Origin of the sequence: Fodinibius salinus, assembly GCF_008124865.1 — a bacterium.
Classification (GTDB): Bacteria; Bacteroidota; Rhodothermia; order Balneolales; family Balneolaceae; genus Fodinibius; species Fodinibius salinus.
Genome location: NZ_VNHY01000002.1, coordinates 155,921 through 181,361, shown reverse-complemented (window position 1 = coordinate 181,361; position 25,441 = coordinate 155,921). Strand labels below are relative to the sequence as shown.

The 25,441-nt window shown below is 43.8% G+C and carries 22 protein-coding genes; 13 read left to right on the top strand and 9 right to left on the bottom strand.

Annotated features, from left to right (window positions below; translation table 11 throughout):
- Positions 1-35: 35 nt before the first annotated feature.
- The gene (locus LX73_RS05640; RefSeq protein ID WP_148898515.1) at positions 36-1,043 is read left to right on the top strand and encodes a sugar phosphate nucleotidyltransferase; all 1,008 of its coding nucleotides are present in this window, start codon (positions 36-38) and stop codon (positions 1,041-1,043) included.
- A 126-nt stretch (positions 1,044-1,169) separates the two neighbouring features.
- Here the strand turns inward: LX73_RS05640 and LX73_RS05635 are convergent, their stop codons facing one another.
- The gene (locus tag LX73_RS05635) at positions 1,170-2,102 is read right to left on the bottom strand and encodes a cation diffusion facilitator family transporter (protein WP_170245597.1); all 933 of its coding nucleotides are present in this window, start codon (positions 2,100-2,102) and stop codon (positions 1,170-1,172) included.
- A gap of 162 nt (positions 2,103-2,264) precedes the next feature.
- Between LX73_RS05635 and LX73_RS05630 the strand changes: the two genes are divergently transcribed.
- The 7 genes from LX73_RS05630 to sucC all read left to right on the top strand — a co-directional run bounded on the left by LX73_RS05630 (position 2,265) and on the right by sucC (position 11,584).
- Positions 2,265-3,677: a CCA tRNA nucleotidyltransferase gene (locus tag LX73_RS05630; protein WP_148898513.1), complete on the top strand. Its 1,413-nt coding sequence runs from the start codon at positions 2,265-2,267 to the stop codon at positions 3,675-3,677.
- A gap of 213 nt (positions 3,678-3,890) precedes the next feature.
- A complete protein-coding gene (gene ispE / locus LX73_RS05625; protein WP_148898512.1) occupies positions 3,891-4,766 on the top strand; it encodes a 4-(cytidine 5'-diphospho)-2-C-methyl-D-erythritol kinase in 876 nt (291 codons plus the stop codon).
- A 295-nt stretch (positions 4,767-5,061) separates the two neighbouring features.
- Positions 5,062-6,642, top strand: a complete 1,581-nt coding sequence (locus LX73_RS05620; protein WP_148898511.1) for a BspA family leucine-rich repeat surface protein — start codon at positions 5,062-5,064, stop codon at positions 6,640-6,642.
- A 168-nt stretch (positions 6,643-6,810) separates the two neighbouring features.
- Positions 6,811-9,264, top strand: a complete 2,454-nt coding sequence (locus LX73_RS05615) for a glycogen/starch/alpha-glucan phosphorylase (protein WP_148898510.1) — start codon at positions 6,811-6,813, stop codon at positions 9,262-9,264.
- 150 nt (positions 9,265-9,414) lie between these two features.
- On the top strand, positions 9,415-9,846 hold the full coding sequence (locus tag LX73_RS05610; RefSeq protein ID WP_148898509.1) for a MarR family winged helix-turn-helix transcriptional regulator: 432 nt from the start codon (positions 9,415-9,417) through the stop codon (positions 9,844-9,846).
- A gap of 7 nt (positions 9,847-9,853) precedes the next feature.
- Entirely contained in the window at positions 9,854-10,207 is a 354-nt protein-coding gene (locus LX73_RS05605) for an antibiotic biosynthesis monooxygenase family protein (RefSeq protein WP_148898508.1), read from the top strand.
- Positions 10,208-10,369: 162 nt separating this feature from the next.
- Positions 10,370-11,584 carry an ADP-forming succinate--CoA ligase subunit beta gene (sucC, locus tag LX73_RS05600; RefSeq protein WP_148898507.1) on the top strand — a complete coding sequence of 405 codons (1,215 nt, stop codon included), beginning with the start codon at positions 10,370-10,372 and terminating at the stop codon, positions 11,582-11,584.
- 149 nt (positions 11,585-11,733) lie between these two features.
- Here sucC and LX73_RS05595 read toward each other — a convergent pair whose 3' ends face one another.
- Positions 11,734-12,642: a DMT family transporter gene (locus LX73_RS05595; RefSeq protein ID WP_148898506.1), complete on the bottom strand. Its 909-nt coding sequence runs from the start codon at positions 12,640-12,642 to the stop codon at positions 11,734-11,736.
- 152 nt (positions 12,643-12,794) lie between these two features.
- Positions 12,795-13,940 carry an N-acetyl-alpha-D-glucosaminyl L-malate synthase BshA gene (gene bshA, locus LX73_RS05590; RefSeq protein ID WP_148898505.1) on the bottom strand — a complete coding sequence of 382 codons (1,146 nt, stop codon included), beginning with the start codon at positions 13,938-13,940 and terminating at the stop codon, positions 12,795-12,797.
- 190 nt (positions 13,941-14,130) lie between these two features.
- Here bshA and LX73_RS05585 point away from each other — a divergent pair, with 190 nt between their 5' ends.
- From LX73_RS05585 to LX73_RS05565, 5 genes are all read left to right on the top strand, one after another.
- Complete coding sequence (locus LX73_RS05585) at positions 14,131-14,892, top strand: YebC/PmpR family DNA-binding transcriptional regulator (protein WP_148898504.1); 762 nt, start codon at positions 14,131-14,133, stop codon at positions 14,890-14,892.
- A gap of 62 nt (positions 14,893-14,954) precedes the next feature.
- Positions 14,955-15,692 (top strand): tetratricopeptide repeat protein, encoded by a 738-nt coding sequence (locus tag LX73_RS05580; RefSeq protein ID WP_148898503.1) that lies wholly within the window; start codon positions 14,955-14,957, stop codon positions 15,690-15,692.
- Positions 15,676-17,448 (top strand): BatD family protein, encoded by a 1,773-nt coding sequence (locus LX73_RS05575; protein ID WP_148898502.1) that lies wholly within the window; start codon positions 15,676-15,678, stop codon positions 17,446-17,448. Before LX73_RS05580 ends, LX73_RS05575 begins: the two co-directional genes overlap by 17 nt.
- On the top strand, positions 17,448-18,233 hold the full coding sequence (locus LX73_RS05570; RefSeq protein ID WP_148898501.1) for a tetratricopeptide repeat protein: 786 nt from the start codon (positions 17,448-17,450) through the stop codon (positions 18,231-18,233). The genes LX73_RS05575 and LX73_RS05570 overlap by 1 nt, the downstream gene beginning before the upstream one ends.
- A gap of 80 nt (positions 18,234-18,313) precedes the next feature.
- Positions 18,314-19,684 (top strand): dipeptidase, encoded by a 1,371-nt coding sequence (locus tag LX73_RS05565; protein WP_148898500.1) that lies wholly within the window; start codon positions 18,314-18,316, stop codon positions 19,682-19,684.
- A gap of 95 nt (positions 19,685-19,779) precedes the next feature.
- On the opposite strand, the gene LX73_RS05560 is transcribed toward LX73_RS05565, so the two are convergent.
- The 6 genes from LX73_RS05560 to LX73_RS05535 form a co-directional block, all read right to left on the bottom strand.
- Complete coding sequence (locus LX73_RS05560) at positions 19,780-19,971, bottom strand: hypothetical protein (RefSeq protein ID WP_148898499.1); 192 nt, start codon at positions 19,969-19,971, stop codon at positions 19,780-19,782.
- Between the two features lie 86 nt (positions 19,972-20,057).
- Positions 20,058-21,110 carry a TPM domain-containing protein gene (locus LX73_RS05555; protein WP_170245596.1) on the bottom strand — a complete coding sequence of 351 codons (1,053 nt, stop codon included), beginning with the start codon at positions 21,108-21,110 and terminating at the stop codon, positions 20,058-20,060.
- Positions 21,111-21,406: 296 nt separating this feature from the next.
- Entirely contained in the window at positions 21,407-21,838 is a 432-nt protein-coding gene (gene panD, locus LX73_RS05550; RefSeq protein ID WP_148898497.1) for an aspartate 1-decarboxylase, read from the bottom strand.
- A 10-nt stretch (positions 21,839-21,848) separates the two neighbouring features.
- Positions 21,849-22,697, bottom strand: coding sequence for a pantoate--beta-alanine ligase (gene panC / locus LX73_RS05545; protein WP_148898496.1), 849 nt, complete (start codon positions 22,695-22,697; stop codon positions 21,849-21,851).
- A 114-nt stretch (positions 22,698-22,811) separates the two neighbouring features.
- Positions 22,812-24,614 (bottom strand): 2-oxoglutarate dehydrogenase, E2 component, dihydrolipoamide succinyltransferase, encoded by a 1,803-nt coding sequence (gene sucB / locus LX73_RS05540; RefSeq protein WP_148898495.1) that lies wholly within the window; start codon positions 24,612-24,614, stop codon positions 22,812-22,814.
- Between the two features lie 230 nt (positions 24,615-24,844).
- Positions 24,845-25,408, bottom strand: coding sequence for a DUF3267 domain-containing protein (locus tag LX73_RS05535; protein ID WP_148898494.1), 564 nt, complete (start codon positions 25,406-25,408; stop codon positions 24,845-24,847).
- Positions 25,409-25,441 lie beyond the last annotated feature (33 nt).

The window sequence follows — 25,441 nt, the reverse complement described above, 5'->3', positions numbered from 1 at the left end:
AATAGATAATTTATCATCCTAATCGATTCAAATATATGAAATTAATAATACCAATGGCAGGCCGTGGAACAAGAGTTCGGCCCCATTCGCATACCGTTCCCAAGCCGTTGTTACCCGTAGCAGGAAAGATGATTGTGGAACGCATCGTAGAGACTTTTGCGCGTACTTTAGATCGCAATATTGATGAGATCGTATTTATACTGGGACCTGATTTTGGCCAGGATATCAAGGATGCGTTGAGTGCCATGAGTGAGCGCCAGAATGCTAGAGCGACTTTCCGGGTTCAAGAGAGTGCTGAGGGTACGGCCCATGCCGTGTATTGTGCCGAAGAGGATCTTAGTGGTGAATGCATTATTGTTTTTGCGGATACTATTTTTGATATGGAAGGCTCAGTATCCATCGAAGATGCCGACAGTGTAGTTTGGTTGAAAGAAGTTGATGATCCCTCGCGATTTGGTGTGGCTGTCGAAGAAGAGGACCAAATTACTGATTTTGTGGAAAAGCCAGACAACCCAATCTCAAATCTGGCAATTATAGGCGTATATTATTTTAAAGAAGGCGAGCAGCTGAAAAAAGAAATTGAATATCTGTTGGAGCATGATGTGCGCGGGCACGGGGGAGAGTTTCAGCTTACTGATGCCCTGGACCGCCTGCTCAAAGATGACAAAGTGTTTCGCAAGGCGACCGTTGATGAATGGATGGATTGTGGAACATTGCCAGCCTGGTTGGAAACATCAGGCAAGGTAGTTGAGAAAGAATACGAAGAGGTGGAGGGAGATCGTTTTACAGACACTAAAATCATTCCGCCGGTATATATCGGGGATGATGTAGAACTTGAAAACTGTATTATAGGTCCCCATGTAAGCATTGACGAAGGGACTCAGATGACGAAATGCACAATCAAAAACAGCCTTGTCCAAGAGCATGCTACACTAGAAGGTTGTAATATTGAGAATTCAACTATCGGCCGATACACTGAGCTGAAAGATGTTGACCAAGAGATTCATGTTGGTGATCACTCAAAAATTGGCGTAGAGATATAGTTTTTGGGCTAGTGACCTACCTAATCTCCTTCCACTGCTTTGCTGTGGAAGGAGTACCTTGCTTGTGGAGCAGAGTACCGGATACAGATGGATAAATGTAATGTAAAGCAATGGTAGGTTACTATCTTATATAAAATCCTCAAGCGGGCGATTTTGGTCTGCATCCCTTAGCTGGTCATGCATTTCCTCGTGATGTCCCTCTGGTTCCAGATGGATAGTAACAATCACATCACCTTTAATAGCATTGATGAGCCTTTTTTCGAGCACTGTGGCATCGTCGTGCGCTTTTTTAAGATTTACATCTGCCTTCGATACCGTATGGAGTTCAATCCAGGTAGTATTTCCAGTGGTACGGTGGCGCAAATTATGCACATTGATCATATCGCCGGGCAGGTCGCCGGAGAGCTCCTCGCGAATAGCGGCATCCACTTTGGGATCGCGCGAATCCATCAGGCCGTCTACCGAATATTTAAGCAGTTTAACCCCCTCATACATGATGTATCCGGCTAGCAGCAGGGCTACAGCAGAGTCTAGAACTTCAAAATTTGTAAACTTGATGATCAACAGTGTAGCAACAGCTCCGGCACTTGTCCATACATCTGTAAGGGTATGCCTGCCATTGCTTATGACCATCATATTCTCTTCGCGTCTCCCGACCTTGAGCAAATAATTGCCCAGAATTAAGTTAATAATACCGGCCCCACCAATGAGATAAACGCCGTTGAGCAGTTGCTGTAGCTGATAACCGTACAGATAGTTTTCTATTGACTGGTAAATGATGGTGATGCCGGCCAGTATTATGACTGTACCTTCAATTCCAACGGATAGAAATTCCACGCGCTCATGTCCGTACAGATGTTTGTCGTCGGCCGGTTTAGCGCTTAGCGACAATCCATAATAGACGAAACCGACAGCAAGCAGGTGAATGACAGATTCGGCTGCATCAGAAAGAGCCGTGGTAGCACTGGTAATCCAGAAGCCGCTGAGTTTTAGGATCAGCGAAATGACAGATACCCCCAAGCTGATACGAAGTGCTGTTTTGGCGGATGATAATTTCACACATAAATAGCTAATGAAAGAGTGGCTTAAAGATGAGAGAAAGAATATCTGAAAGCAAGCGTATTAGTTCTTATTTTTATGCTCGTTTTAATGGCCACTAAATCACAAAACACAAAAATCTAATTTTGATGTTTTTGTGACCAAAAAAGAAAGATTGCAATCGTGGAAGATATTAGTCCCAAACATAAAGAAGTATTCAACGTTATTTCTGCTGCCGGTGCAGCGGTAGAACAACCAGTGTATGTAGTGGGAGGCTATGTACGTGATTTTTATCTTAATCGGACCAAAGATGCTGATGAGCTGGATATTGATTTTGTAACGGTTGGATCCGGTATTACGCTTGCCAAAGAGATTGCTGATCGGCTCGATGCTGATAACCTGTCGGTTTTTAAACAGTTTGGGACCGCGCATATCAAACACGAAAATATGGATTTGGAATTTGTAGGTGCGCGCAAGGAGAGTTATAATCGTGATTCGCGCAAGCCCGTCGTAGAGGATGGCACGCTCGAAGAGGATCAGCTCCGGCGCGATTTTACGATTAATGCTCTCTCGTGGTCGCTCAATGAAGACAATTTTGGTGAGTTAATAGATCCTTTTGAGGGTATTCAGGATTTGAAGAAGCAGCTCATTCGAACGCCTGTAGACCCGGGACAGACGTTTGATGACGATCCCCTGCGGATGATGCGTGCGATCCGTTTTGCTACGGAGCTGCAGTTCGATATTGCTCCCGAAACGTATAAAGGCATTGAAGAGATGGCCGAACGCATCACTATCATATCCAAAGAGCGGATTATCGAAGAGCTCAATAAAATTGTAATGTCACCGAAGCCTTCCATTGGTTTTAGCCACTTATTTAAAACAGGAATATTGCACCACTTTTTCCCGGAATTAGTGAAGCTTCACGGCGTGCGCGAAGTGCGCGGGGTACGCCACAAAGATAATTTTTGGCATACGTTAAAAGTGCTCGATAATGTGGCCGAAATGGGTGGAGATCTGTGGCTGCGTTGGGCAGCGATTATGCACGATATTGCCAAGCCTGCAACGCAGAAGTTTAAAGAAGGAACCGGCTGGACATTCCACGGGCACGATGCGCTGGGTGCCAGCTGGGTAGAATCTATCTTTCGACGATTAGGGCTACCGCTGGATGAACGGATGCGATATGTTCGTAAGTTGGTGCGTCTGCACCTACGTCCCATTGCGTTGGTATCGGATGAAGTAACGGACAGTGCCGTACGGCGGCTCATTTATGAAGCAGGAAATGATATTGACGATTTGATGATGTTATGCCGTGCCGATATTACCAGCAAAAATGATTACAAGGTGAAGCGGTACAACCAAAATTTTGACCACGTAGAAGAGAAGATTAAAAAGGTTGAAAAGAAAGATCGCATCCGTAACTGGACGAACCCTGTGAGTGGCGATGAGATAATGGATGCCCTAGACATTGACCCAGGTCCGGTAATCGGGGACATCAAAGATGCTATCAAAGAAGCTATTTTAGATGGAAAAATTCCCAACGAGCATGATGCCGCTTTCGATTATATGATGGAAATTAAAGATGAGTATGTTAATTAATGGTTATTTGTTGGGAAGCTTACAAGTAAACAAAATTAGTTGGCTGCGTAGATGAATATTTACTATAGCTGACCATATGTTAGTTTTCTAATGTTGATTACTATAGTATGGGACAACCTGTATTATCCTGAACGAAACGCTGAGTTTGTTTTAGTATCGATTTCAGGGCTCGATAAGTAAGTCTGTAATATATTTTAGAAATGTTGGAATGTTATGAGTAATGAAACTTGGATAGCAGATTCTTATGCGAAAATTAACCTCGGACTGCACGTACTGGAACGGCTGTCCACCGGGTACCATCATATAGAGACCGGGTTTTGTTTTGTAGACTGGCGCGATCGTTTCGAAGTGAAGCAGGCTCCGGAGATGAAATTGGAGCTCAGCGACGAGGAGATCCCCACTGACGGCAGTAACCTTATTAATAAAGCCGTGGCCGCCCTTGATCGATATGTAGGACTAAAACATAATTATTTGATTCGGGTAGAAAAGCGTATTCCTACCGGCGCAGGTCTTGGTGGTGGGAGCAGTAACGCCGCCCTTACGTTGCGGATGCTGAACAAAATTGAACAGATGGGGCTTAGCGATGATGAGCTTATTGACCTGAGCCGTGATCTTGGGGCTGATGTCCCTTTCTTTATCAAAGGAGAGACCGGCATCGGTAAAGGCATTGGTCATGAAATAGAGCAACTCGATATTCAGCCTCACCTTCCGATTTTAGTTTGCTTTCCAAATGAATCAAGTAATACGAAGGAAGCTTATAAATACTGTCAACCCGACCCGGATCCTGATTTTGATCTCAAAAAAACGCTTACTGAAACGCCTGTGGACGAGTGGCGCTATACTTTGTTTAATGATCTGGAACAGGCTGTTTTTCCGCAGGTGCACGTATCAGGAAATCTCAAAGATCAGATGTACGAGTTTGGAGCTATTTATGCTTCTATGACCGGCAGCGGTTCCGCTGTCTTTGGGATCTTTGAGCAAGATTTTGTGGCCACGGATGCTTATAAGCGTTTACTGGATCTGGATTTTCCCTGTAGTCTCACCAAACCCGGTTTTGAACCGGATTATGGCATTTATCGAAAGGGTTGATTAGAATTGTAGTTACATGGGAGATACACTCCCGCAGAGACATATTTTCAGTAGTGTAACTCCTTTAGAGCTTAGGCAATCATTGCGATTTAAAAAACCGAACCGCAGAGCAAGTTGCACATTTGGCTTAGGTATTAATTTTGGACCCGCACAGGACTTTTTAAAGAGAGGATATTCTCTTTTCTAAAAAATGGCCTATTTCTCAATTTTTTACGCATAAAACTAGTGGAGGGCCAAGTGTTTCAGCCGCTCCAAATATATTTTAACCAATCATCATGAATAAACCGTTACTATTATGAAATCGTTACAATTTATAGCTGTATTCCTGGGCATGCTTTTGGTGCTTGGCGGCTGCGGCTCTTCGGGTTCGACCCCACAACATACTTTAACGCTCAGTGCCTCTCCCGGCCAGGGCGGCAGCGTAGCCCCGGCCGACAGCGCCTACGATGAGGGCACCACCGTCACCATCAGCGCCACCGCCAACCCACAGTGGCGGTTTGACCACTGGGAAGGGGACTACAGCGGAAGCAGTGCTTCGGGGTCGGTGACCATGGACGCAGATAAAACCATTACGGCAATCTTTGCCAAAAAGCAGTATGCCCTTACCGTGGATACCACCGGACAGGGCACCGTGGACGAGCAGGTAGTCTCCCCCAAGCCCACCGATTACGAGGCCGGCACGGTGGTAGAGCTGACCGCCAATCCCGATACGGATTGGAAGTTCGTAAAGTGGCAAGGGGACATGACCGGCAGCAAGAATCCGGCACAGATTACCATAGACCAGGCAAAGCAGGTGACAGCTGTATTTGAGAAAAAAACCTACAAGCTTGATATAACGACACAGGGTAGTGGAGCCGTTGATGAAACCGTAGTACAGGCTAAAAATTATGAGGCGGGCACGGTCGTAGAATTGACAGGAAATCCCGCCACTGGCTGGGAGTTTGTCGAATGGCAGGATGATCTTAGTGGTAGCACAAACCCGGATCAGATCACCATTGACGCCCCCAAACAAGTGACCGCCGTATTTGGACAAGCGGCATTTTACCTAGCCTCCAACGGAGTGACTATTAAGTGTGAGAACGCCAGCGTGGGTGATACCGGCACGATCGGTGGCACCACCTATACTAAACGACGTGTGGGACAGATCACTCCTTCCAATGCGCCTACTACTTGCACCAGTGGAATCACCGATATGAGTAATTTATTTGATGGAGCCAGCAATTTTAACGGCAACATTGGCAGTTGGGACGTGTCGGGGGTTACTAATATGGGGAGTATGTTTAAAGGAGCCAGTAGCTTTAACCAAGATATCGGTGGTTGGGACGTTTCGCTTGTGACGGACATGAAATTTATGTTCAGGAATGCTAGCAACTTTAATGGAGACCTCAGCAACTGGAATGTTGGAAATGTAACTGATATGGCCAATATGTTTACCAGTGCAAGTTCTTTTAACCAAGATATTAGCAGTTGGGATGTTTCCTCTGTGACAAATATGACCGGTATGTTTTTCTTTGCGCGCTCTTTTAATCAAGATATAGGCACCTGGGATGTATCATCTGTGACAACTATGGGAGGTATATTTTCCGGTGCTTCCGCCTTCAACGGGGATATCAGCAATTGGGAGGTGTCGGCGGTCACCAGTATGTATAGGATGTTTAGCGGAGCTAGTAGCTTCAACCAGGACCTCAGCAGTTGGGACGTATCCAATGTGACCGATATGAAGCGCATGTTTGAAAATGCCACCAATTTTGACCAAGACATCAGTGGCTGGTGTGTGAGTCAGATCGGTTCAAAACCATCAGCATTTGATGACGGTGCCGGTTTCGACGGTAATAGTGGTATTCAACCACAGTGGGGTACGTGTCCCAACCCGTAAAATAGTAAGGTAACATTATAAAGGGCGGTCACTTTACGGTGGCTGCCTTTTTTATTTAGAAAGTATAGTCGCAGAGGGTACTGGGTGATATGCGAAGGTGAGTAAAAGGATACATAAACCCCATTTTGACATTAATTCTTTTATTGCGCACGTTGCGGTTCTAAAACTATGAGTACAGATCCTAATATATCTCCCCGCACCGGCATGGATATAGATTCCTTTCGGGAGGATATCCGTCAGCACCTGCACTATACGCTGGCCAAAGATAAATTTTCCTCAACCGAGTGGGACCACTATCGCAGTGTAGTTCTGGCCGTCATGGATCGGTTGCACGATCGGTGGATAAACACCCAGCAAAATTACTATCAGCATAAATCAAAGCGGGTGTATTACCTATCGATGGAATATCTTATTGGCCGTCTGATGGATAATATGCTCATTAATCTGGGGCTGCAGGACGCGGCCGCTGATGCTATCGAAGATCTGGGATTAGACTATGATAAAGTGCGTGAGGCCGAGGTTGATGCCGGTCTCGGTAACGGGGGGCTGGGACGTCTTGCCGCCTGTTTTTTGGACTCCATGGCTACGTTGGGGGTACCGGGACTTGGCTACGGCATCCGCTACGATTATGGTATTTTTGATCAGGCTATCAAAGATGGCTGGCAGGTTGAAAAGCCGGACCTTTGGCTGCAGTATGGTTATCCATGGAGCGTCGTGCGTCCCAAGAAAAAGTATCCGGTAGAATTTTACGGCGAAACTACCACACACAAAGATGAAAATGGACGCACCCATTTTAGCTGGATAAATACCGATACTGTTACGGCCCTTGCCTATGATACTCCCATCCCCGGTTTTCGAAATGATGTAGTTAATAACTTACGACTTTGGAAAGCAACCTCCGACAAAGGATTTGACCTGAAAAGCTTTAACCAAGGAGACTATATTAATGCCGTGCGGAACAATCTACTTGAAGAAAATATTTCGCGCGTCCTATATCCCAATGACAAAGTGTTTAAGGGGCAAGAGCTGCGGTTAAAACAGGAATATTTTTTAGTTTCGGCCTCGCTGCAGGATGCCATGAACCGGTTTAAAAAACAGTTTGACGACTTACGTAAAATTCCACAACAAATGGCGGTGCAGTGCAACGATACCCATCCAAATTTGGCGATTCCCGAGCTGATGCGGGTGCTGATGGATCAGGAAGGTATGAAGTGGGAACCGGCCTGGGATATTGTTACCCAGACGGTCAACTACACCAACCATACACTTATGCCCGAAGCACTTGAAAAGTGGCCGCTTTCGCTGATGTCGGAGCTATTGCCGCGGCATACGCAGATTATCCGGGAAATCGATCGTCGTTTTTTGAATACTCTTGAAATATCCGGCGGTGAAGGAAGCAAGCAGGATCGCATGCGGATTATTAGTGATGAGAAGGACGCCATGATTCGTATGGGGAATCTTGGCATTATCGGATCTCAGAAAGTAAATGGTGTTTCTGAGTTGCATAGCCGACTCATGAAAGAGACGATTTTTCGTGATTTTAGCGACATTTATGATAATAAATTTACGAACGTTACCAATGGCGTTACGCCCCGCCGCTGGCTTCGTCAGTGTAATCGTCCGCTGGCTGATTTAATTACGGATCGTATTGGAGAGGAGTGGATTACCGATTTAGATCAGCTAAATCAAGTAGAGCAATTTGCAGAAGATGAATCTTTCCAAGAATTGTTCAGTGAAATTAAGTTGCAGAATAAGAAAGCGTTAGCCGGGTACATCAAGAAGACTATGGATATTACGGTGGATCCGGATGCTATTTTTGATATCCATATTAAACGGATTCACGAGTACAAGCGCCAGTTACTGGCTTTGATGCATGCTATTACGCTTTACAATCGGCTTAAAGAAAATCCCGAAGCCGATATTGAGCCGCGTGTACTGCTGTTTGCCGGAAAAGCTGCTCCGGGTTATAAAATGGCGCAGCTGTATATTAAGCTGATCAACAATGTTGCTAACACTATTAATAACGACCCGGAAGTTGGGTCAACGCTGAGAGTGCTTTTTTTGCAAAATTACAGCGTCTCGCTGGCCGAAAAAATGATTCCGGCGGCTGATCTTTCTGAGCAGATATCCACAGCGGGAATGGAAGCGTCGGGAACTGGAAATATGAAATTTGCCCTTAATGGTGCACTAACTATTGGGACGCTGGACGGAGCTAATATTGAGATCCGTGAACAGGTTGGTAAGGATAATATCTTTATCTTTGGCCATACAGTTAATGAAATCCAACAGCTGCGCGACAGCGGATATGATCCGCAGCGGTTTTATAAATCGGATGAGGAACTCAAAAAGGTTATTGACCAAATTCACGGCGGTTATTTTAGTCCTGATCAGCCCGATCTTTTTCATCCTATTACTAACGCACTGCTAAACCAGGGTGATTACTTTATGATACTAGCTGATTATCGGCAGTATATACAGAAGCAGCGAGAGGTTGAGTATAATTATCGCAGTTCGTTCGATTGGAACCGCAAGGCTATAATCAATATAGCCAATATGGGATACTTTTCGTCAGATCGGGCTATTAAAAACTATTGCAAGCGCATTTGGGATGTGGAGATATAGGGTTAGCAAGATGTACGCTTTAGACCCCTCTTATGATTTCTTGGGACTCGGAGTGGTAAACTAAGCGACAGGAAGCCAAGTTCTGACTGGTTTGTATAAGTGTTTTTTAAAGGCTATACTTTATTTGTATGTGCAAACAAAATAGTTGATATGACAGACCAATCAGATTCGATACTAGATGAGAATATCTTTTTCTTGGCCGGTGCGCTGGCTCGTAAGCTGAGCTCTGAAGCTGAAGATCAGTTTGCTCGGTTTGGTTTGTCTGTATCCCATGCCCTGATATTAATGCTGGTAGATCAACATCCTGATATACAGCCGAGCATGCTTGCTCAAAAGCTATATCTAAAGCCTTCTACTATTAGTCGCTTAGTGCAAAAGCTGGAGCAACGGGAGCTGGTTCAACGATCCTCAGAGGGAAGAAAATCACTAATTGTATGTACAACTAAAGGAAGTGAGCGAGCTAAGGAAATTGGTGGGCAGTGGGAGCAGCTCAAAGAAAATAAGAAAGAAGTCCTCGGAGAACGCTATATGGAAGTTCTTTCCGAGATGATATCAAATGCCTTGGAAAAAATAGAATCATAGGTCACAAATGGAAGCAAATATACGAGAGTTAAAAAAGCGGATTCAAAGTGAAAATACACCAGTATATTCGGCAACCTTTAATTTTCGTACCAAGGAGCTGGATGATGATTTTGAGTGCCTGAATGATGCAATAGACGAAGCGGCTCACGACAGTCCCGGATTCCTGGGGAAACGATGGTGGCAAGATCCTGAGACCAATACACAGTCGGTTATATATTATTGGGAAAGCAGAGAAGAGCTGCAGGAATTTTCCCGGCATCCCAAACACCAAAAAGCTAAACAGCAGTACGAACGCTGGTATAGTGGCTATGAAATTATTATTGCTGAAGTGTTATCAATAAATGTGGCCGGTGATATTTAGTATTGGTTCGACTATTAAATAATTTGGTAATTGCCTGAATTTCTTGCCATTCATTTATTATATTAACCGCTCAAATTTATTGCATATAGTTTATGAAGGGATAGATTTATAGTATCCCATATTTCGAGTTTAGATCTAATTACTAATTACAGCATTGTTGTTATGAAAATTCACGAGTATCAGGCCAAAGAAATTTTAAAAGATTATAATGTACCGGTTCCAGCTGGTGTTGCGACTACGGAAGTCGATGAAGCCGTTAAAGCTGCTGAAGAAATGAAGGCCAATGGCGCCACCCTCTTTGTGGTTAAGGCACAGATTCATGCCGGCGGGCGCGGGAAAGGCGAAACGAAAAACAGCGGTGCCAGCGGCGTTATTCTCTGCGATACTATAGATGAAGTCCGTGACGCTGCAGAATCAATGCTCGGTGATGTGTTAGTGACTAAACAGACCGGTGAAGAAGGACAAAAAGTTAAACGTATTTACGTAACTGACGGCGTGGAAATTGAGCAAGAGTTTTACCTGGGCATTTTGCTTGATCGCGCGAAGAGCAAAAACGTGATTATGGTCTCTACCGAAGGAGGAATGGATATTGAAACGGTAGCCGAAGAGACACCTGAAAAGATTGTCAAAGAATGGGTAGAGCCGGGTATGGATCTGCAACATAACCAAGCGCGGCATTTGGCCTTTGCGTTGGGACTTGAAGGCGATGCTTTTAAGAAAGCGGTCAAGTTTATTATGGCGCTTTACAATTGTTATCTGGAGACGGATGCTAATCTTGTCGAAATTAATCCGCTGGTACTTACGCCCGGTGGTGATGTGATGGCGTTGGATGCCAAGATGACTTTTGATGACAATGCGCTTTACCGACACAGCGATATTGAGAAGCTGCGGGATAAATCAGAAGAAAACCCTGTTGAGCTGGAAGCTTCCGAGTTTGGCTTGAATTACGTGAATTTGGACGGCAACGTAGGCTGTATGGTCAATGGTGCCGGACTTGCGATGGCTACGATGGATATCATTAAGCTTTCGGGCGGTGAGCCGGCTAACTTCCTGGATGTAGGCGGGAGTGCCAATGCCGAAACAGTGAAAAATGGATTTCGCATTATTCTGGAAGATGAAAATGTACAGGCTATCCTAATTAACATTTTTGGCGGTATCGTTCGCTGCGATCGCGTAGCCAACGGTGTAATTGAGGCAGTTAAAGATCCTGAAATTGCACAAAAAGTGGATGATGTACCTATTATTGTTCGCTTGCAAGGTACCAACGCCGAAGAAGCCAAAGAGATTATCGATAATTCTGATCTAAATGTAATCTCGGCAGTATTGCTTAAGGATGCGGCGGCAGAAGTGTCAAATGTACTAGCACCGGCATCATAAACTGAATAGTATTTTGTTTCCAGGCCTGCTAAAATTCAAAACTTAGCAGGCCTTTTTTATTTGTTACTATGCCATGTTGTGGCGATACAGCGGGATTGGTATTTACAATGAAAGGGTATTGAGAGAAAATCAGCCCATGAATTTATTTCTCAGGAATCACCTTTTTTACTTTTTGTAGATCCCAGATAAATAGCACCCAACACAACAGCCGCGCCCACGTATTCGAGTGCAGTTGTGGGGCGACCAAAAAACAGGATATCCCACATAAGAGCGAGTGCTGGTTGTAACAGCAGCGCCAGTCCACCTATCGAAGCATCTACTTTGGGCAATCCCTTGGAGATGCATACCCAGCCCAGTACTTGTCCCATGATGCCGAGACCTATTAAGGCACCCCAGGTTTGCAGGTCAGGAATTACAAAATGTGCATGGGGTTCGACCAATACAGTGATGCCCAGCAATAAAGCAGATAGCAAGCTGACCCACGCCATGTTGGGGATAAGGGAATACTGCAGCTTTTGTCCGGTGGTTTGTGATTTACGAAGGATAAGTATGTACAGTGCGTACGAAAGAGCTGTAAGTAACCCATAGAGTACGCCTAATTTTACGGCACCCCCCTGTTGTCCCCAGCCAGTGCGTACGATCAAAAATAATCCCAGTACGGCGAATGGGATCGCAACCATCAATCGCCAGCCTAACTTTTCTTTGAGAAACCAAACGGCAAAAAGGGCTACAAAAAATACCTGCATATTGCCGAGAATAGTTGCTAGTCCCGGCCCCACAAAATTAATGCTACGATGCCAAAAAAACAGGTCCAGGCTAAATAGGAAAGCACATAGTAAAGGGATTCCCAGACTTTTAATGCCCAGCCAGATACGGTCACCCCGAACAAGTGTGATCCCGAATAGAATAATGCCACCGAAAAACATCCGATAGAAGGCAGTAGCCGTGGCACCAACATGTGCTACTTCTACCAGTACAGAAGTAAAACTCACCATCGCAGCGCCGAAAATGATATAGGCTAAGGCACGCAGCGGAGGGGAGGATTCAGAATAGTCCATTCAAGTGAAAATTATGAAGAGGGTTTGAAGAATTGTTAAGGTTGTCTATTACGAATAAAGTAATGACCGTTCGAATAGTATTTTCAAAGTATACAGAGCATTAAACATCACAAGTATTATTATTACAAGTTGAAAAATGATGAAGCGATGGATCAGCCCGTCTGTTCTGTTATTTCAGCGCGGCATTGCTTGTAATATTCTTCGTACTGTGTGATGACCTTACTCATCTCAAACTTTTCAGCCTGCTTACGAGCATTTTTTGCTATTCGTTTGTGAAGATCCTCATCCGAAAGGATATCTACTGCATATTGTCCCATCTCATCAATATCACCCAGATCGCAAAGAAAACCTGTTTCGCCGTGAATGTTTACTTCCGGCAATCCACCAATATTCGAGCTGATTACCGGCACGCTGCAGCTCATAGCTTCCAAAGCTGCCAAGCCAAATGTTTCTGAACCAGAGGGAATAAGGAACAGATCTGCAATAGAAAGCACTTCTTCTACCTGGTCCTGTTTGCCTAGAAAGCGAACCTGGTCGCAAACTCCCAGCTCGCGGCATCGTCGCTCGGCACGATTGCGATCGGGTCCGTCACCTACAAGCAGTAACTTGGCCTTGATGTCGTTTTTTAATACATGATCAAAAACAGATACTACATCGGGTACGCGCTTAACCTCGCGGAAGTTGGAGACATGAACAATGATTTTTTCATCATCGGGACTTATGGCTTTGCGGAAGTGCTCTTTATCCGATCGTTGAAAACGCTCTAAATCAATAAAGTTGGGGATGACGGCGATTTCTTTTTTGATGTCGAAGCGGTCGTAAGTTTCATCCCGTAGATATTTAGATACTGCCGTAACGCCGTCACTCTGATTGATGGAAAAATCAACTATACTTTTGTAGCTGGGATCGCTACCCACAATTGTAATATCAGTACCGTGGAGAGTGGTAATCAAAGGAACGTCGGTTGCCTTGTCACCCAGAATCTGTTTAGCCAGATAAGCACTGGTGGCGTGGGGAATAGCATAATGAACGTGCAGTACATCAATATCCTCATACTCAATCAAATTTGCCATCTGGTTAGCCAGAGCCAAATCATAGGGAGGATATTCAAACAGTGGATAGGTATTCATGTTCACTTCATGATACGAAATATTGGTCCGGAACGTATCCAGCCGTGCAGGACGGTCGTAGCTTAAAACGTGTACATTATGATCGCGTTCGGCCAGGCCCTTGGCTAGTTCAGTGGCAACGACGCCGCTTCCTCCAAAAGTGGGGTAACAAACAATTCCTATATTCATTATATCAGTAAATAAATTGGCTGAAAAGATAGTTCTCTACGCTAGCTAACAAAATAAATTCCATTCTCATTTCCATTGCAGGCTATTAGGTGCAACGGTTGTTATCTGTTATATTTAAGCTTATGTGCTTGTAGATTATTGCTGAAAATACAGTATTTTTACCATACACTTAAAACAAAGTATTTTCATTATGGCGGGTCATTCCAAGTGGTCAAATATTAAGCATAAAAAGGCCAAAGAAGACAAAAAGCGGAATAAGTTATTTAATAAACACCTGCGTGAAATTACGGTAGCAGCTCGTGAAGGTGGTGGCGATCCAGAGATGAATCCCCGTCTGGATACGGCTATTGACAATGCCAAAAGTGACAACGTTCCCAAGGATAATATAGAGCGTGCCATAAAAAAGGGAACGGGTGAACTTGATGAAGGAGACGGAAAATACGAAGATGCTACCTACGAGGGATACGGTCCAGGAGGTATTGCCTATTTTATTGAGGTGACGACCAATAATTACAACAGAACTGTAGGTGATATACGGCACATTTTTTCAACACATGGTGGTAATTTGGGTACCGATGGATCGGTGGATTATCTTTTTGAACAAAAAGGAATGATTCGCGTTAAAAGTGATGATCATGATGAGGAAGAATTTATGCTTAATGCTATAGATGCCGGGGCCGAAGAAATTGATACTGAAGGTGAGTTTTTTAACGTGACGACTAGTCGTGAAAGCATGTACGACGTACGTGAAGAGCTTGAAGAGATGGAGTATGATATTGAGTCGGCCGAACTTATTCGCATTCCCATGACGGATGTAGCCGTGGAGCCGAATGTGGCTGAATCGAACTTTAAACTGATGGAAAAGTTTGAAGATAATGATGACGTATCAAATGTGTTTACAAATATGAAAATGGATAAAAAAACGCTGGAAATTGCCGAAAACATGGATTAATGGCTACAATCTTCAGCGGCTTTTGCTCGTTATATTAGGCAAACTTAAAATTACAGAATAGTATGAGATATTTTTTAATCTTGTTTATTGCCTTTTTGTTGACTGGTGCTGTTTCTGATAATGCGCGAAAGGCTAATGAAGCTTATGAAAACGCCAATTATGAAGAAGCAATAACCCTTTATAAAAAGGCAATAGATGCCAATCCCAAGAATGCAAAACTATTTTTTAATCTAGCTAATGCACAGGCCAAGGCAGGTAAATCCGAAGAAGCTATTCGTACCTTTGAGCAATATAAAACAATGGTTGATGGTCCGAAGGATAAGGCGCGGGCTAATTATAACATTGGCAATGTATTAGCTAAGGATAAAAAATGGGAAAAAGCATCAGAGTATTATAAGCAGTCGTTGCGCCATATGAATGCCGACAGCGATGCCAAGCATAATTTTGAGCTGGCCCTCAAGAAAAAGCAGGATAATCAGAAGAATAAAAAGAATCAGAACAAGAAGAACCAACAACAAAATAAGGATCAGCAAAAGAAGGACCAGCAAGAACAGAATAAGGACCAACAGAAAAAGAATCAGAAGAATAAGCAACAGCAAAATAAACAGAAGCAGCAGCAGAATAAGCAAAAACAAGAGAACCAGAAACAGAAAAAGCAACAAAAACAGCCACAGAAGGTAAGTCAGGCAGAGGCAGAAAAGATTTTGAAGGCTCTTGAGCAAAAAGAAAAGAAGTTGTTGCAACAGTTTAAGAAAAAGAAATCAAAGTCCAGCAAGAGTAAGAATGAGAAGGATTGGTAAACGGTTTGGGATATTTCTTTTCGGGCTCTGTCTGTTAGGAGCAATTTTTGACTCGGCGCATGCTCAGTCTTCGGTGTCGGTGAGTGCCAGTGTTTCACAAACGACCATTTATCACGGAGAACGTGTTAAGTTTTCAGTAAAAATAAGTGGTAACTTTAATGATGTATCCCGCCCACAGTTGCCCGAATTTGAGGGGGTGCGCCTGCTCAGCAATACTCCTTCTACTTCTCGAAGTTACAGCTATGTAAATGGACAAAGCAGTACCAGTTATACCTATACCTACTATTTGACGGCGCAGAATAAAGGTGCGTATCAAATTCCCTCGGCCAGTATAACCATTGATGGTAACACGTATCAGACTGATCCCATTGATATTGAAATTATTGATCGTAATAAAGCGGCGGAGTCGGGCAGTTCTGGTCAGCCGGAAATTTTTCTGAAGATGGAGGTTTCTGATCAGAAACCCGTTACGGGACAGCAAATTATAGCTGATGTTATTCTCTTTTTTAAGGATGGGCTGGAAGTTAGTTCTTATCAACCGGTGCCGGGCTGGAAGGCTGAAGGTTTTTGGAAGGAAGAACTTAAGAATGCAAGTCGTCCCCAAGCCTCTTCAACTGTAATTGACGGTGTCCGTTATCGCAAAGCGCGACTGCTGCAGTTTTCTCTTTTCCCCACTAAGGCGGGAGAACTAGAAATTAGTCCCTATGAAATTATTGTGTCCGTACAGTCAGGGAGAGGCAGTGGCAATCCATTTAGTAGTTTCTTCGGTTCAGGCAATAGGCGTAAGGTTGAGTTAAGCAGCGATCCGCTTAAGTTGACTGTTAAATCTGTTCCTGATGCGGACGATAGTAATTACTTGGGAGCAGTCGGATTTTTTAATATTTCTCGTTTTATAAATACCAACAGCACAAAGGTTGGAGAGACCGTTGAGCTAACTACCCGGATTGAGGGAACCGGCAATATCCCGCTGATAACTAAGCCTGAATACCAGCTGCCTGACGGACTGGAAGTGTATGAGCCACAGCAAAATTCCACACTCGATCGCAAAGATCATAAAATTAGCGGACGCAAGACATTTACTGATGTCGTGATTGCACGATCTCCCGGCAGCTATACCATTCCGGCTCATAAGGTTTCATACTTTAACCCTTCACAAAATAAATATATTACCACAACACTGTCAGAAATTAACTTTGAAGTGGCTGCTAATCCCGATGCTGCAGTAGCATCAAATAGTCAGCAAGAGTTTCCTGTACGGCCTGTTACCGGACTTGCATCATGGATTACACCTACTTCAGTAACTTTGGTTAGTAGCTGGTGGTTTTGGGTTGGGGGGCTGTTCCCGTTAATTATTTTTGGAGTCGGTTACTGGCAAAAGTCATATATCGAAAAAATGAATACTGATCAAGCTTTTGCCCGTTCGCAACAAGCAACCGAAAAGGCGCATGATCGACTACAGGAAGCTATCAGCAGATCCAAAAATGGTAATATCAAAGAAGCGTATAATATGCTGCAAAAAGCACTTACCGGATTTATAAGTGATCGCCTCAATTTGCCGCAGGCCGGTCTCTCTAATGCAGATTATGTTGATGCGCTTGCGGACAATAATGTAGATCAAAATCTTATTAAAAATGTACGTATGCTATTGGATAAATGCGCATCTATTAGTTATGCTCCCGACAGTTCGCATGCATATTTGAAATCGCATGTAGGTCTGGCCGAAAGTACGCTCGAAAAATTGAAAAAAGTATTATAATGGTAGCTCGATCGCGTTTCTTTTCTAATATTTTTTTGTCAGCTGTGTTCTTTTTGGGGTGTGTCAGCGTTGCAAAAAGTCAGCAGCCGCAAGCTGTGTTCGATCGTGCTAACCAGCAGTTGCAGTCTGCCAATTACAGCAAGGCACTATCGTTGTATAAGCAGCTGGAAGATGACAATACTGTCTCTGGGGCGCTATTTTTGAATATGGGTGTTGCCTATGAGCGGGTGGACTCTCTCGGCAAAGCCAAGTATTATTTGCTGAAGGCATCGCGTTTTGAAGAAACTGAGTCAGAGGCTAAAGAAGGGTTGCAATTTGTAGAATCGAGGTTTAGCCGGCAGTCGGCGGTACTGCCTAAATTTCCCTGGAATGTGGCTGTGGATTGGCTTCGCCATAATATTGGAGCTTCCAATATTTTGCTGATAGGTATCCTCTTATTGAATATTGGTGTTATTCTTTATGTGGTTCGCTGGTTTGTGGAATGGTATCCCGGACTATTGCGTATTTTTGGTTTATCCACGGTGGTCGTTTCGCTGCTCTTGATCAGCTGTAGTTTTTACACTGATTATGTAGACAATAGATATAGTAAAGCGGTGATGGTCACCGAACAGGCGCCAGTGCTTGAAAATCCACAGCAAGATGCTTCGTTGATCAGTCAATCTTTTGAGGGCTATACTTTTACTGTGGATCACCATCGTAGTCGAAAGGTCAACCAATGGTCGTATGTGCGAATGAGTAACGGCCTGTATGGATGGATTCAAAGCAGTGATATTCGTACACTTTGACATCAGCTATGCATAATTCGTAATGCGTATCATTCGTTATACGCAATACGAAATATGCAATGATAATATAAAAACTTACTATGTCTAACGTTTCTGATTATATAGATTCGAATAAAGAACGCTTTAAAGCAGAACTTTTTGATTTTCTGCGCATTCCCAGCATCAGTACCGATTCTGATTATAAAAATGATGTCAAAGATGCAGCCAATTATATCCTTGATAAATTATCGTCGCTTGATTTGGACCGTACCGAGCTTTTTGAGACTGACGGTAATCCTATTGCCTATGGAGAACTGATTACTGATGAGTCTAAACCCACGGTATTGGTTTACGGTCACTATGACGTGCAGCCGCCCGATCCCATGGATCTCTGGGAGACCCCGCCCTTTGAGCCCACGATGCGCGAAGGAGATATTTATGCCCGAGGTGCCAGTGATGATAAAGGCCAGTCTTTTACTCATGTAAAAGCGCTGGAGTCGTACCTGAGGTCGGATACTGATTTCCCAGTCAATATTAAATTTATCTTTGAGGGTGAAGAAGAAATTGGTTCCCCTCATTTGGTGCCTTTTATCGAAGAACATAAAGATCTACTGGAATGCGACATGGTACTGATTTCTGATACCGCCATGTTTGCCGAAGATACACCCTCTATCACCTATGGATTGCGCGGGTTGGCTTACATGGAGGTGGAAATCCAGGGCCCCAATCGTGATTTGCACTCCGGTGTTTACGGTGGTGCGGTTGATAATCCTGCTAATGTACTTTCTGATATTATTTCTCAGCTTAAAGATGAAGACGGCGTTATCCAGATTGATGGTTTTTATGATGATGTGATTGAGCTTTCTGAAGATGATCGCGAAACCTATCGCCAGCTGCCGTTTGATGAAGAAGAATACAAAGAAAAGCTGGGTCTTGCGGCCTTGAAAGGTGAAAAAGGATATAATACACTGGAGCGCACTTCGGCGCGTCCCACCTTGGATGTAAATGGCATGTGGAGCGGCTACCAGGGAGAAGGTGCTAAGACGGTGCTGCCGGCCAAGGCGGGTGCAAAAGTGAGTATGCGATTGGTGCCTGACCAGGACCCTAAGAAAATTGCCAAGCTGTTTAAAAAACATGTTGAATCACTGGCGCCAGATACGGTGAGTGTGGAGGTTACTGAACATCACGGCGGTCATCCGGCCATTACGGATCTTTCTTTTTATGGACTGCAGGCTGCGGCTGATGCTTTTGAAGAAGTTTATGGCATAGAGCCGCTGTTTACCCGAGAAGGTGGTTCTATTCCGATTGTGGCTGACTTCCAGAAAGTGCTAGGCGCCCAATCTATTTTGATGGGTTTTGGTCTCAACAGTGATGCCATTCATTCTCCCAACGAAAAGTTTGCGCTGAAGGATTTCTACCGCGGTATTCGCACCTCGGCGAAGTTCTTTGAGCTACTTCCTGAGCACAGCTAGAAATATTGCCGGACATATCACTCTGCTATCTCAAGCGTGGATGCTTGGGATAGCTTAGTGAGATTAGCAAAATGGTTGTTTTTATCTCTGTTGGTTTAAGAAGAATCTTTAGGTTCTTTAAAATAGGAGTAGATACTGAAAATAAGTAAAAAGGCTCCAATCAATACGGCACCGATTTGCCCGGATTCATATGCAGTATTCCCATTAGAGGGATTGGAAAGAAACCAGTTAATGATAATTCCTGCTCCCCAAATAGCACCAATAACGCTAAGTATTTTTTTCTTCATCTTCTCTTTTTTTGAACTGTAATTAACTTTTTAAAGGCTAAATACTATAGTCGAAGTATTTCAAAGATTCCTGTTGTTTTTGGAGGCTAGGAATTCTTTTGAATATCAACTTGTACAGGAAGTTCTCTGTTGTCGCCATCTTTAAAACGGTGATAACCCCTTATGTTGACAAGTAAATCGTTAAATGTAGTCGTAAACTCACCCTTGCTATCAGTATTAAATGCCCATGAGTAAACCCCACCGACATGGTTTTGACTATTCCTTATTTCAGCTACTATATTCATTCGCCATTTTCCATCTATTTTATTAAAGAATAATGGTGTAGCCAACGGATCATCGGTGAAATAGAGGATAGCTAAATCCTCACGCTTGATGATTTTATGTTGATTTCCCACAACCATCATGAGGATATAGTCAAAATAAGCCGGTGTCATGGGGAGGTTGTTTAAAACTGGTATGCTGTCTTTCGTAAAAAGGTCCACATCTGGATCAAACTTGCGACCATAAAGCCAGGCAATGTAATTATTGAAAGTCCCTTTTACTGTGTTAGTAGCTACAAATTGTTTTTTATCTTCATTGTCATACTGATCATCCATAAATGGTTGGTCCGAACCGTCCGTCCCGACTTTTTTTGATGCCCCGGCGCCGCCTGATAAATGTGGTAACTTTACTCCATTTTCTAGTATACTCGGGTCATACTTTTTGTTTAAGGCAGCTTCACGGATCCTGTGTTGAAGAATACGAATTAAGAGTCTTAACCCCAGGCTTGGGTTAGAAGCCTCAAAAAAAGCATCAGCATGATTTCTAATTAGATAACCAACAAATATATCTGGCAAGTATGCCTCAAGTCCATAGCCTACTTCTATTCTGAGTTTTTGCTTATCTAATACGAATAGGAAAAGAATTCCTCGTTGCTTCTTCCCTTTGCCGCCTATCCCATATTCATCCATTTTGTTTACGGCTACCTCTTCAACCGTAGTATGTCTTATTGTCTTTAGGAAGAGGCACTTTATATCGATACCTGATTCTTTTTGTATCAGGTCAAGCAGCCATTCAAACTTAGGTTTATCTGAAGTGCTGATAATTCCAGCTTTATCAAAAATATGGTTATCAACCCTGTTCTTTTCTGGTTGATCCATATTACAGCCAAAGGTGTAAAAAACGAGCAGGAAAAGGAGGGTAAGCGGAAGCGTAGTCTTAAATATTTTCATGGTTAAGAGGTGCTATCAAATAATGTATTCGCTTGATATTTGAGTATAATCTCTCTGAGGAATGTTACTTTGTAGTTTTGTTATCCCGGGATTTTTCTAGGAAAAGTACCTATCTAGTATCGTTGATTATATTATAATTGAAAGGGTAACTAAAAAATAACAAATCAACAAGAATACACTCCCTTGAGGCTTCGGTGATAGAGGAGGGGTAACTTTATGGGAAGCTAAACGTCTTGGTCCAGCTTTTGATTGCTCAGTGTGCCATTATTTAAGTCATATTGATCGCCATGCGTGGTTTCGTCAACAATGGTTTTGGGATCGTTATTCTCATCTACAATAACCACCTTAGGTTTGTGGGCTTCGGCATCCTCGGGCGACATCTCCGCATATGAAATAATGATAATGCGATCCCCGACTTCTGTCTTGCGAGCGGCAGCTCCATTCAAGCAACAGACGCGCGAACCTGCTTCTCCAGGAATCGTGTATGTTTCAAGACGGGCTCCGTTGGTGATATTTACGATTTGCACTTTTTCGTAGGGAAGGATCTCCGCTTCATCAAGCAGTTGCTGGTCAATAGTAATGCTTCCCTCATAATGAAGATTGGCTTCAGTTACCTTCATTTGGTGCAATTTCGATTTGAACATCGTCAGCTTCATAGTTGTACGGCTATTTTTCAATAATAATATTATCTATTAAACGTGTTTCGCCTAGGTAAACGGCTCCGCCTAAAATATATTTATTGTTGCCTTTCGGGTCTGTAACGGGAGCTACTTTCTCAAACGAAAACAAGTTAACATAATCAATTTTGAATCCTTTTGCTTGCAATTCATCTTTTTGATGGTCAAGCAGTAATTCTACGTTTTGTGCTCCTTCCTTAATTTGCTTGGCTACATATTGCAGAGAACGATAAAGACCGGGAGCCAGCTTGCGTTGCTGGTCATCCAGATATGCATTACGGCTGCTTAGCGCCAGTCCATCATTGGCCCGTTGTATAGGACCCATTATAAGTTCAATATCATGGTTAAACTCTTTAACCATCTGTTGTAGAATGCGAAACTGCTGAATATCCTTTTGGCCAAAGACAGCGATATCCGGTCCGATGATATTGAATAACTTATTAACGATAAGCAAAATTCCCTCGAAGAAGCCGGGACGTGATCCGCCGTCCATGTATTTGTTAAGTTCATCAATGTGGATACTCAACAACTGCTCACCGGGATACATAAGGGTATCCGAGGGAGCAAATACGGCTGCGATGCCTTCTTCTTCGCATTTGGCAAGATCATTTTCCAATTCACGGGGGTATTCATCAAAATCCTCATCGGGGCCAAACTGCTCAGGATTTACGTAAATGGAAACAACCACCTCATCGGCATGTTGCTGGGCAAGGCGAAAAAGTGAAAGATGTCCTTCGTGAAGGGCGCCCATGGTAGGGACAAACGCAACAGACTTTTCCTGTTTTTTTAAAGATCGAACCTTGGTTCGAATGTCATCAATGTTGTCAATAGCTTCCATATATCGAACACAGAGTTAACGGATTGTGCGGATTGTCCGCAGAAAAGCATTTGAACATACCTTCTCCGCTGTGATTATCTAGCAAATCCGCTTCATCCGTATTTATTACACCTATTATACCGCTCGGTCGGGATCAAAGTCTTCAAGCAGTTCTTTTACGCGGTTGAGGAAGGCCCCGCCGTGTGCACCGTCAATAATGCGGTGATCGTAACTCATAGAGAGATACATCATGTGGCGGATGGCGATTACATCACCCTCGGGGGTTTCGCGGACAACCGGACGTTTTTCAATGACGCCGGTTCCCATAATAGCGACTTGCGGCTGATTGATGATTGGCGTACCCATCAGGTTGCCTACGCTACCATAGTTTGTTAGCGTAATGGTACCGCCAACTAAGTCATCGGGATTTAGATTTTTATTGCGTGCCTTGATAGCCAGATCGTTAACAGAATTGGCCAGTCCCACCAGGTTTTTATTTTGTGCCTGTTTGATGACTGGAACGATCAGTCCGCCTTTGCCGCCTTCTCCCAGTGCAACGGCCAGTCCAAAGTTGATGTCGCGCTTCAGAATGATCTCATCATTATCAGTGTCCACTGAGCTGTTGATCAGCGGAAATTCGCGCATCGCCTGTATGATTTTTTCGAGAAACAGTGGCGTATACGTCAATTTTACGCCGGCTCTTTCCTTAAACTCGTCTTTATTTTCTTCGCGCCAGCGTACCAACTTGGTGACGTCTACTTCAGAGAATGTGGTGACATGCGCCGAGGTTTGCTTGGACCGAATCATGTGCTCGGCAATGGTCTTACGCATACGATCCATCTTGATGCGCTCCACATTTTGAGATGGACGATCGAGATCAAGCTCACCGGCCGAGATAGATCGCTCTTCGCTTTGGGCAGGAGACGATTTTTTCGTTGTCGGTTTGCTGAGTTCGTCGGATTGCTGTGCCGCCGGTTGAGCAGGTTGTGTTTTACCTGCTTTGCGATCTTCGAGGTAACCTAAAATATCTTCCTTCGAAACGCGTCCGCCCTGTCCGGATCCCTCAATGCTTTCCAATTCTTCTTGTGAAATTCCTTCCTCACTGGCAATAGAGCGAACCAGCGGAGAGTAAAAGCGACCGTCGCTTCCGATACGTTGTGGTTCTGTGCTACCGGAGGGCGCGCCATTAGTACTGCCAGAAGCAGTCGCCGGCTGCGATTGTGTTTCTTGTGATGGAGTTGAAGTGGTGGTTTCTTCCTTATCTTTAGTCTGAGTTTGGGAAGTGCTTGCAGAAGTCGAACTGCCGGAAGGGGCTTCTCCTGTAGTAAGGATGGCAATAGTTTGGCCTACCTCAATTGTTTCTCCTTCTTCGGCAAGAATTTCTACAAGTGTTCCAGCCTGTGGTGACGGAACTTCAGAATCTACCTTGTCCGTCGAAATTTCAAGCAATGTTTCATCTTCTTCAACCTCGTCGCCTACGTTCTTGGTCCATTCAATGACCGTGCCTTCCATGACAGATTCACCCATCTGAGGCATCTGAACTTCAATACGTTCACCTTCATCGTCATCTCCTGAAAGTGTATCAGCAGTTTCCTGGGCCTGGACCGGTTCTTGTTGAGTAGTCTCTTCGGTTTCTTGTTGCTGTGTTTCAGTTTCTGATTCTCCGCTGTCTCCGCCGGAAGTGTCAACTGCGTCAGCATCGGTTTCGATGACGGCAATGACCTGCCCTACTTCTATGGTATCACCTTCTCCTGCTAGTGTTTCTACGAGCGTTCCGGCTTGTGGAGAGGGTACTTCGGTATCCACCTTATCGGTGGCAATTTCAAGTAGCGTTTCATCTTCTTCTACTTCGTCGCCAACATTTTTGGTCCACTCGATGACGGTGCCTTCCATTACCGATTCGCCCATCTGGGGCATTTCTACTTCTACTTTGGCCATTGGTACTCAGATTAAGTTATTGAAAATTCATATATAAACGCTGCTTTTGGTGTTCAGTAAACAGCGCTCAAAGATCTTAATAAATGGGGTTAGATCAAAATATTTGGGTCTTTATGTCCCTAATTTAAGTAACTAGTTGGTTAATAAAAGAAAGCTTTTAGCGTCTTTTTAAGCAATATTGAAGGAAAAGTGTTATAAGCTGAAATTTCATGATGCTCTCTATTTTTAAATTAGTCGACCGTGGTTTCGCGATAAATAATGCAGCCTGCTTTTGAGGGGTGGTCTTGCACCCAATCATCCTTATTTTCGTTGCGAAGCAGGTAAATGATCATAAAATCTCCGATGGCGGCAATAGTAAAGAAAGTCCCAAAATAAAGCAGTCCTGTACTGCCAATGATGATGGCAGCCAGTGCGGGTAGAAATCCCAGAGCGATAGCGGGCACAACAGCCCCCCAAAGGTAGCTGCGTACGGTTAACGGTTCCTTACAGTGACAGTAGGGGGTCAGCATCTTCCACATCACACCAAACTTTATTGACTCGAATCCCTTACTGGAAAATCGGGCCCAGGTGATTCCATGAAGTAACTCATGAACAATAACGCCGACTACCACAGCAGTTAAGAACATAATAATGTTTGATGTGCCCCATTCCGAAATGCTTAGTCTCCCGTGTAAAAGGTAAAAGGGATATCCAAATATAAAGGCAACGGGCAGCATAAATAGCAAGCCATAAAGATTGGCTTTGACCACACTGATAGTTAAGATTTCTTTTTCTAAATTTTCGAGATCTTTCATGTGTATATATAAGATATATATTTAGAAATAAAA

What these genes read in the sequence shown, in the direction of transcription:
- LX73_RS05610 (WP_148898509.1), top strand. Translation starts at nt 9,415, where the DNA reads ATGACAGACCAATCAGATTCGATACTAGATGAGAATATCTTTTTCTTG.
- sucC (WP_148898507.1), top strand. Translation starts at nt 10,370, where the DNA reads ATGAAAATTCACGAGTATCAGGCCAAAGAAATTTTAAAAGATTATAAT.
- sucB (WP_148898495.1), bottom strand. Translation starts at nt 24,614, where the DNA reads ATGGCCAAAGTAGAAGTAGAAATGCCCCAGATGGGCGAATCGGTAATG.
- LX73_RS05570 (WP_148898501.1), top strand. Translation starts at nt 17,448, where the DNA reads ATGGTAGCTCGATCGCGTTTCTTTTCTAATATTTTTTTGTCAGCTGTG.
- LX73_RS05595 (WP_148898506.1), bottom strand. Translation starts at nt 12,642, where the DNA reads ATGGACTATTCTGAATCCTCCCCTCCGCTGCGTGCCTTAGCCTATATC.
- bshA (WP_148898505.1), bottom strand. Translation starts at nt 13,940, where the DNA reads ATGAATATAGGAATTGTTTGTTACCCCACTTTTGGAGGAAGCGGCGTC.
- LX73_RS05565 (WP_148898500.1), top strand. Translation starts at nt 18,314, where the DNA reads ATGTCTAACGTTTCTGATTATATAGATTCGAATAAAGAACGCTTTAAA.
- LX73_RS05640 (WP_148898515.1), top strand. Translation starts at nt 36, where the DNA reads ATGAAATTAATAATACCAATGGCAGGCCGTGGAACAAGAGTTCGGCCC.
- ispE (WP_148898512.1), top strand. Translation starts at nt 3,891, where the DNA reads ATGAGTAATGAAACTTGGATAGCAGATTCTTATGCGAAAATTAACCTC.
- LX73_RS05580 (WP_148898503.1), top strand. Translation starts at nt 14,955, where the DNA reads ATGAGATATTTTTTAATCTTGTTTATTGCCTTTTTGTTGACTGGTGCT.
- LX73_RS05585 (WP_148898504.1), top strand. Translation starts at nt 14,131, where the DNA reads ATGGCGGGTCATTCCAAGTGGTCAAATATTAAGCATAAAAAGGCCAAA.
- LX73_RS05620 (WP_148898511.1), top strand. Translation starts at nt 5,062, where the DNA reads ATGAAATCGTTACAATTTATAGCTGTATTCCTGGGCATGCTTTTGGTG.
- LX73_RS05560 (WP_148898499.1), bottom strand. Translation starts at nt 19,971, where the DNA reads ATGAAGAAAAAAATACTTAGCGTTATTGGTGCTATTTGGGGAGCAGGA.
- LX73_RS05575 (WP_148898502.1), top strand. Translation starts at nt 15,676, where the DNA reads ATGAGAAGGATTGGTAAACGGTTTGGGATATTTCTTTTCGGGCTCTGT.
- panC (WP_148898496.1), bottom strand. Translation starts at nt 22,697, where the DNA reads ATGGAAGCTATTGACAACATTGATGACATTCGAACCAAGGTTCGATCT.
- LX73_RS05615 (WP_148898510.1), top strand. Translation starts at nt 6,811, where the DNA reads ATGAGTACAGATCCTAATATATCTCCCCGCACCGGCATGGATATAGAT.
- LX73_RS05555 (WP_170245596.1), bottom strand. Translation starts at nt 21,110, where the DNA reads ATGGATCAACCAGAAAAGAACAGGGTTGATAACCATATTTTTGATAAA.
- panD (WP_148898497.1), bottom strand. Translation starts at nt 21,838, where the DNA reads ATGAAGCTGACGATGTTCAAATCGAAATTGCACCAAATGAAGGTAACT.
- LX73_RS05535 (WP_148898494.1), bottom strand. Translation starts at nt 25,408, where the DNA reads ATGAAAGATCTCGAAAATTTAGAAAAAGAAATCTTAACTATCAGTGTG.
- LX73_RS05605 (WP_148898508.1), top strand. Translation starts at nt 9,854, where the DNA reads ATGGAAGCAAATATACGAGAGTTAAAAAAGCGGATTCAAAGTGAAAAT.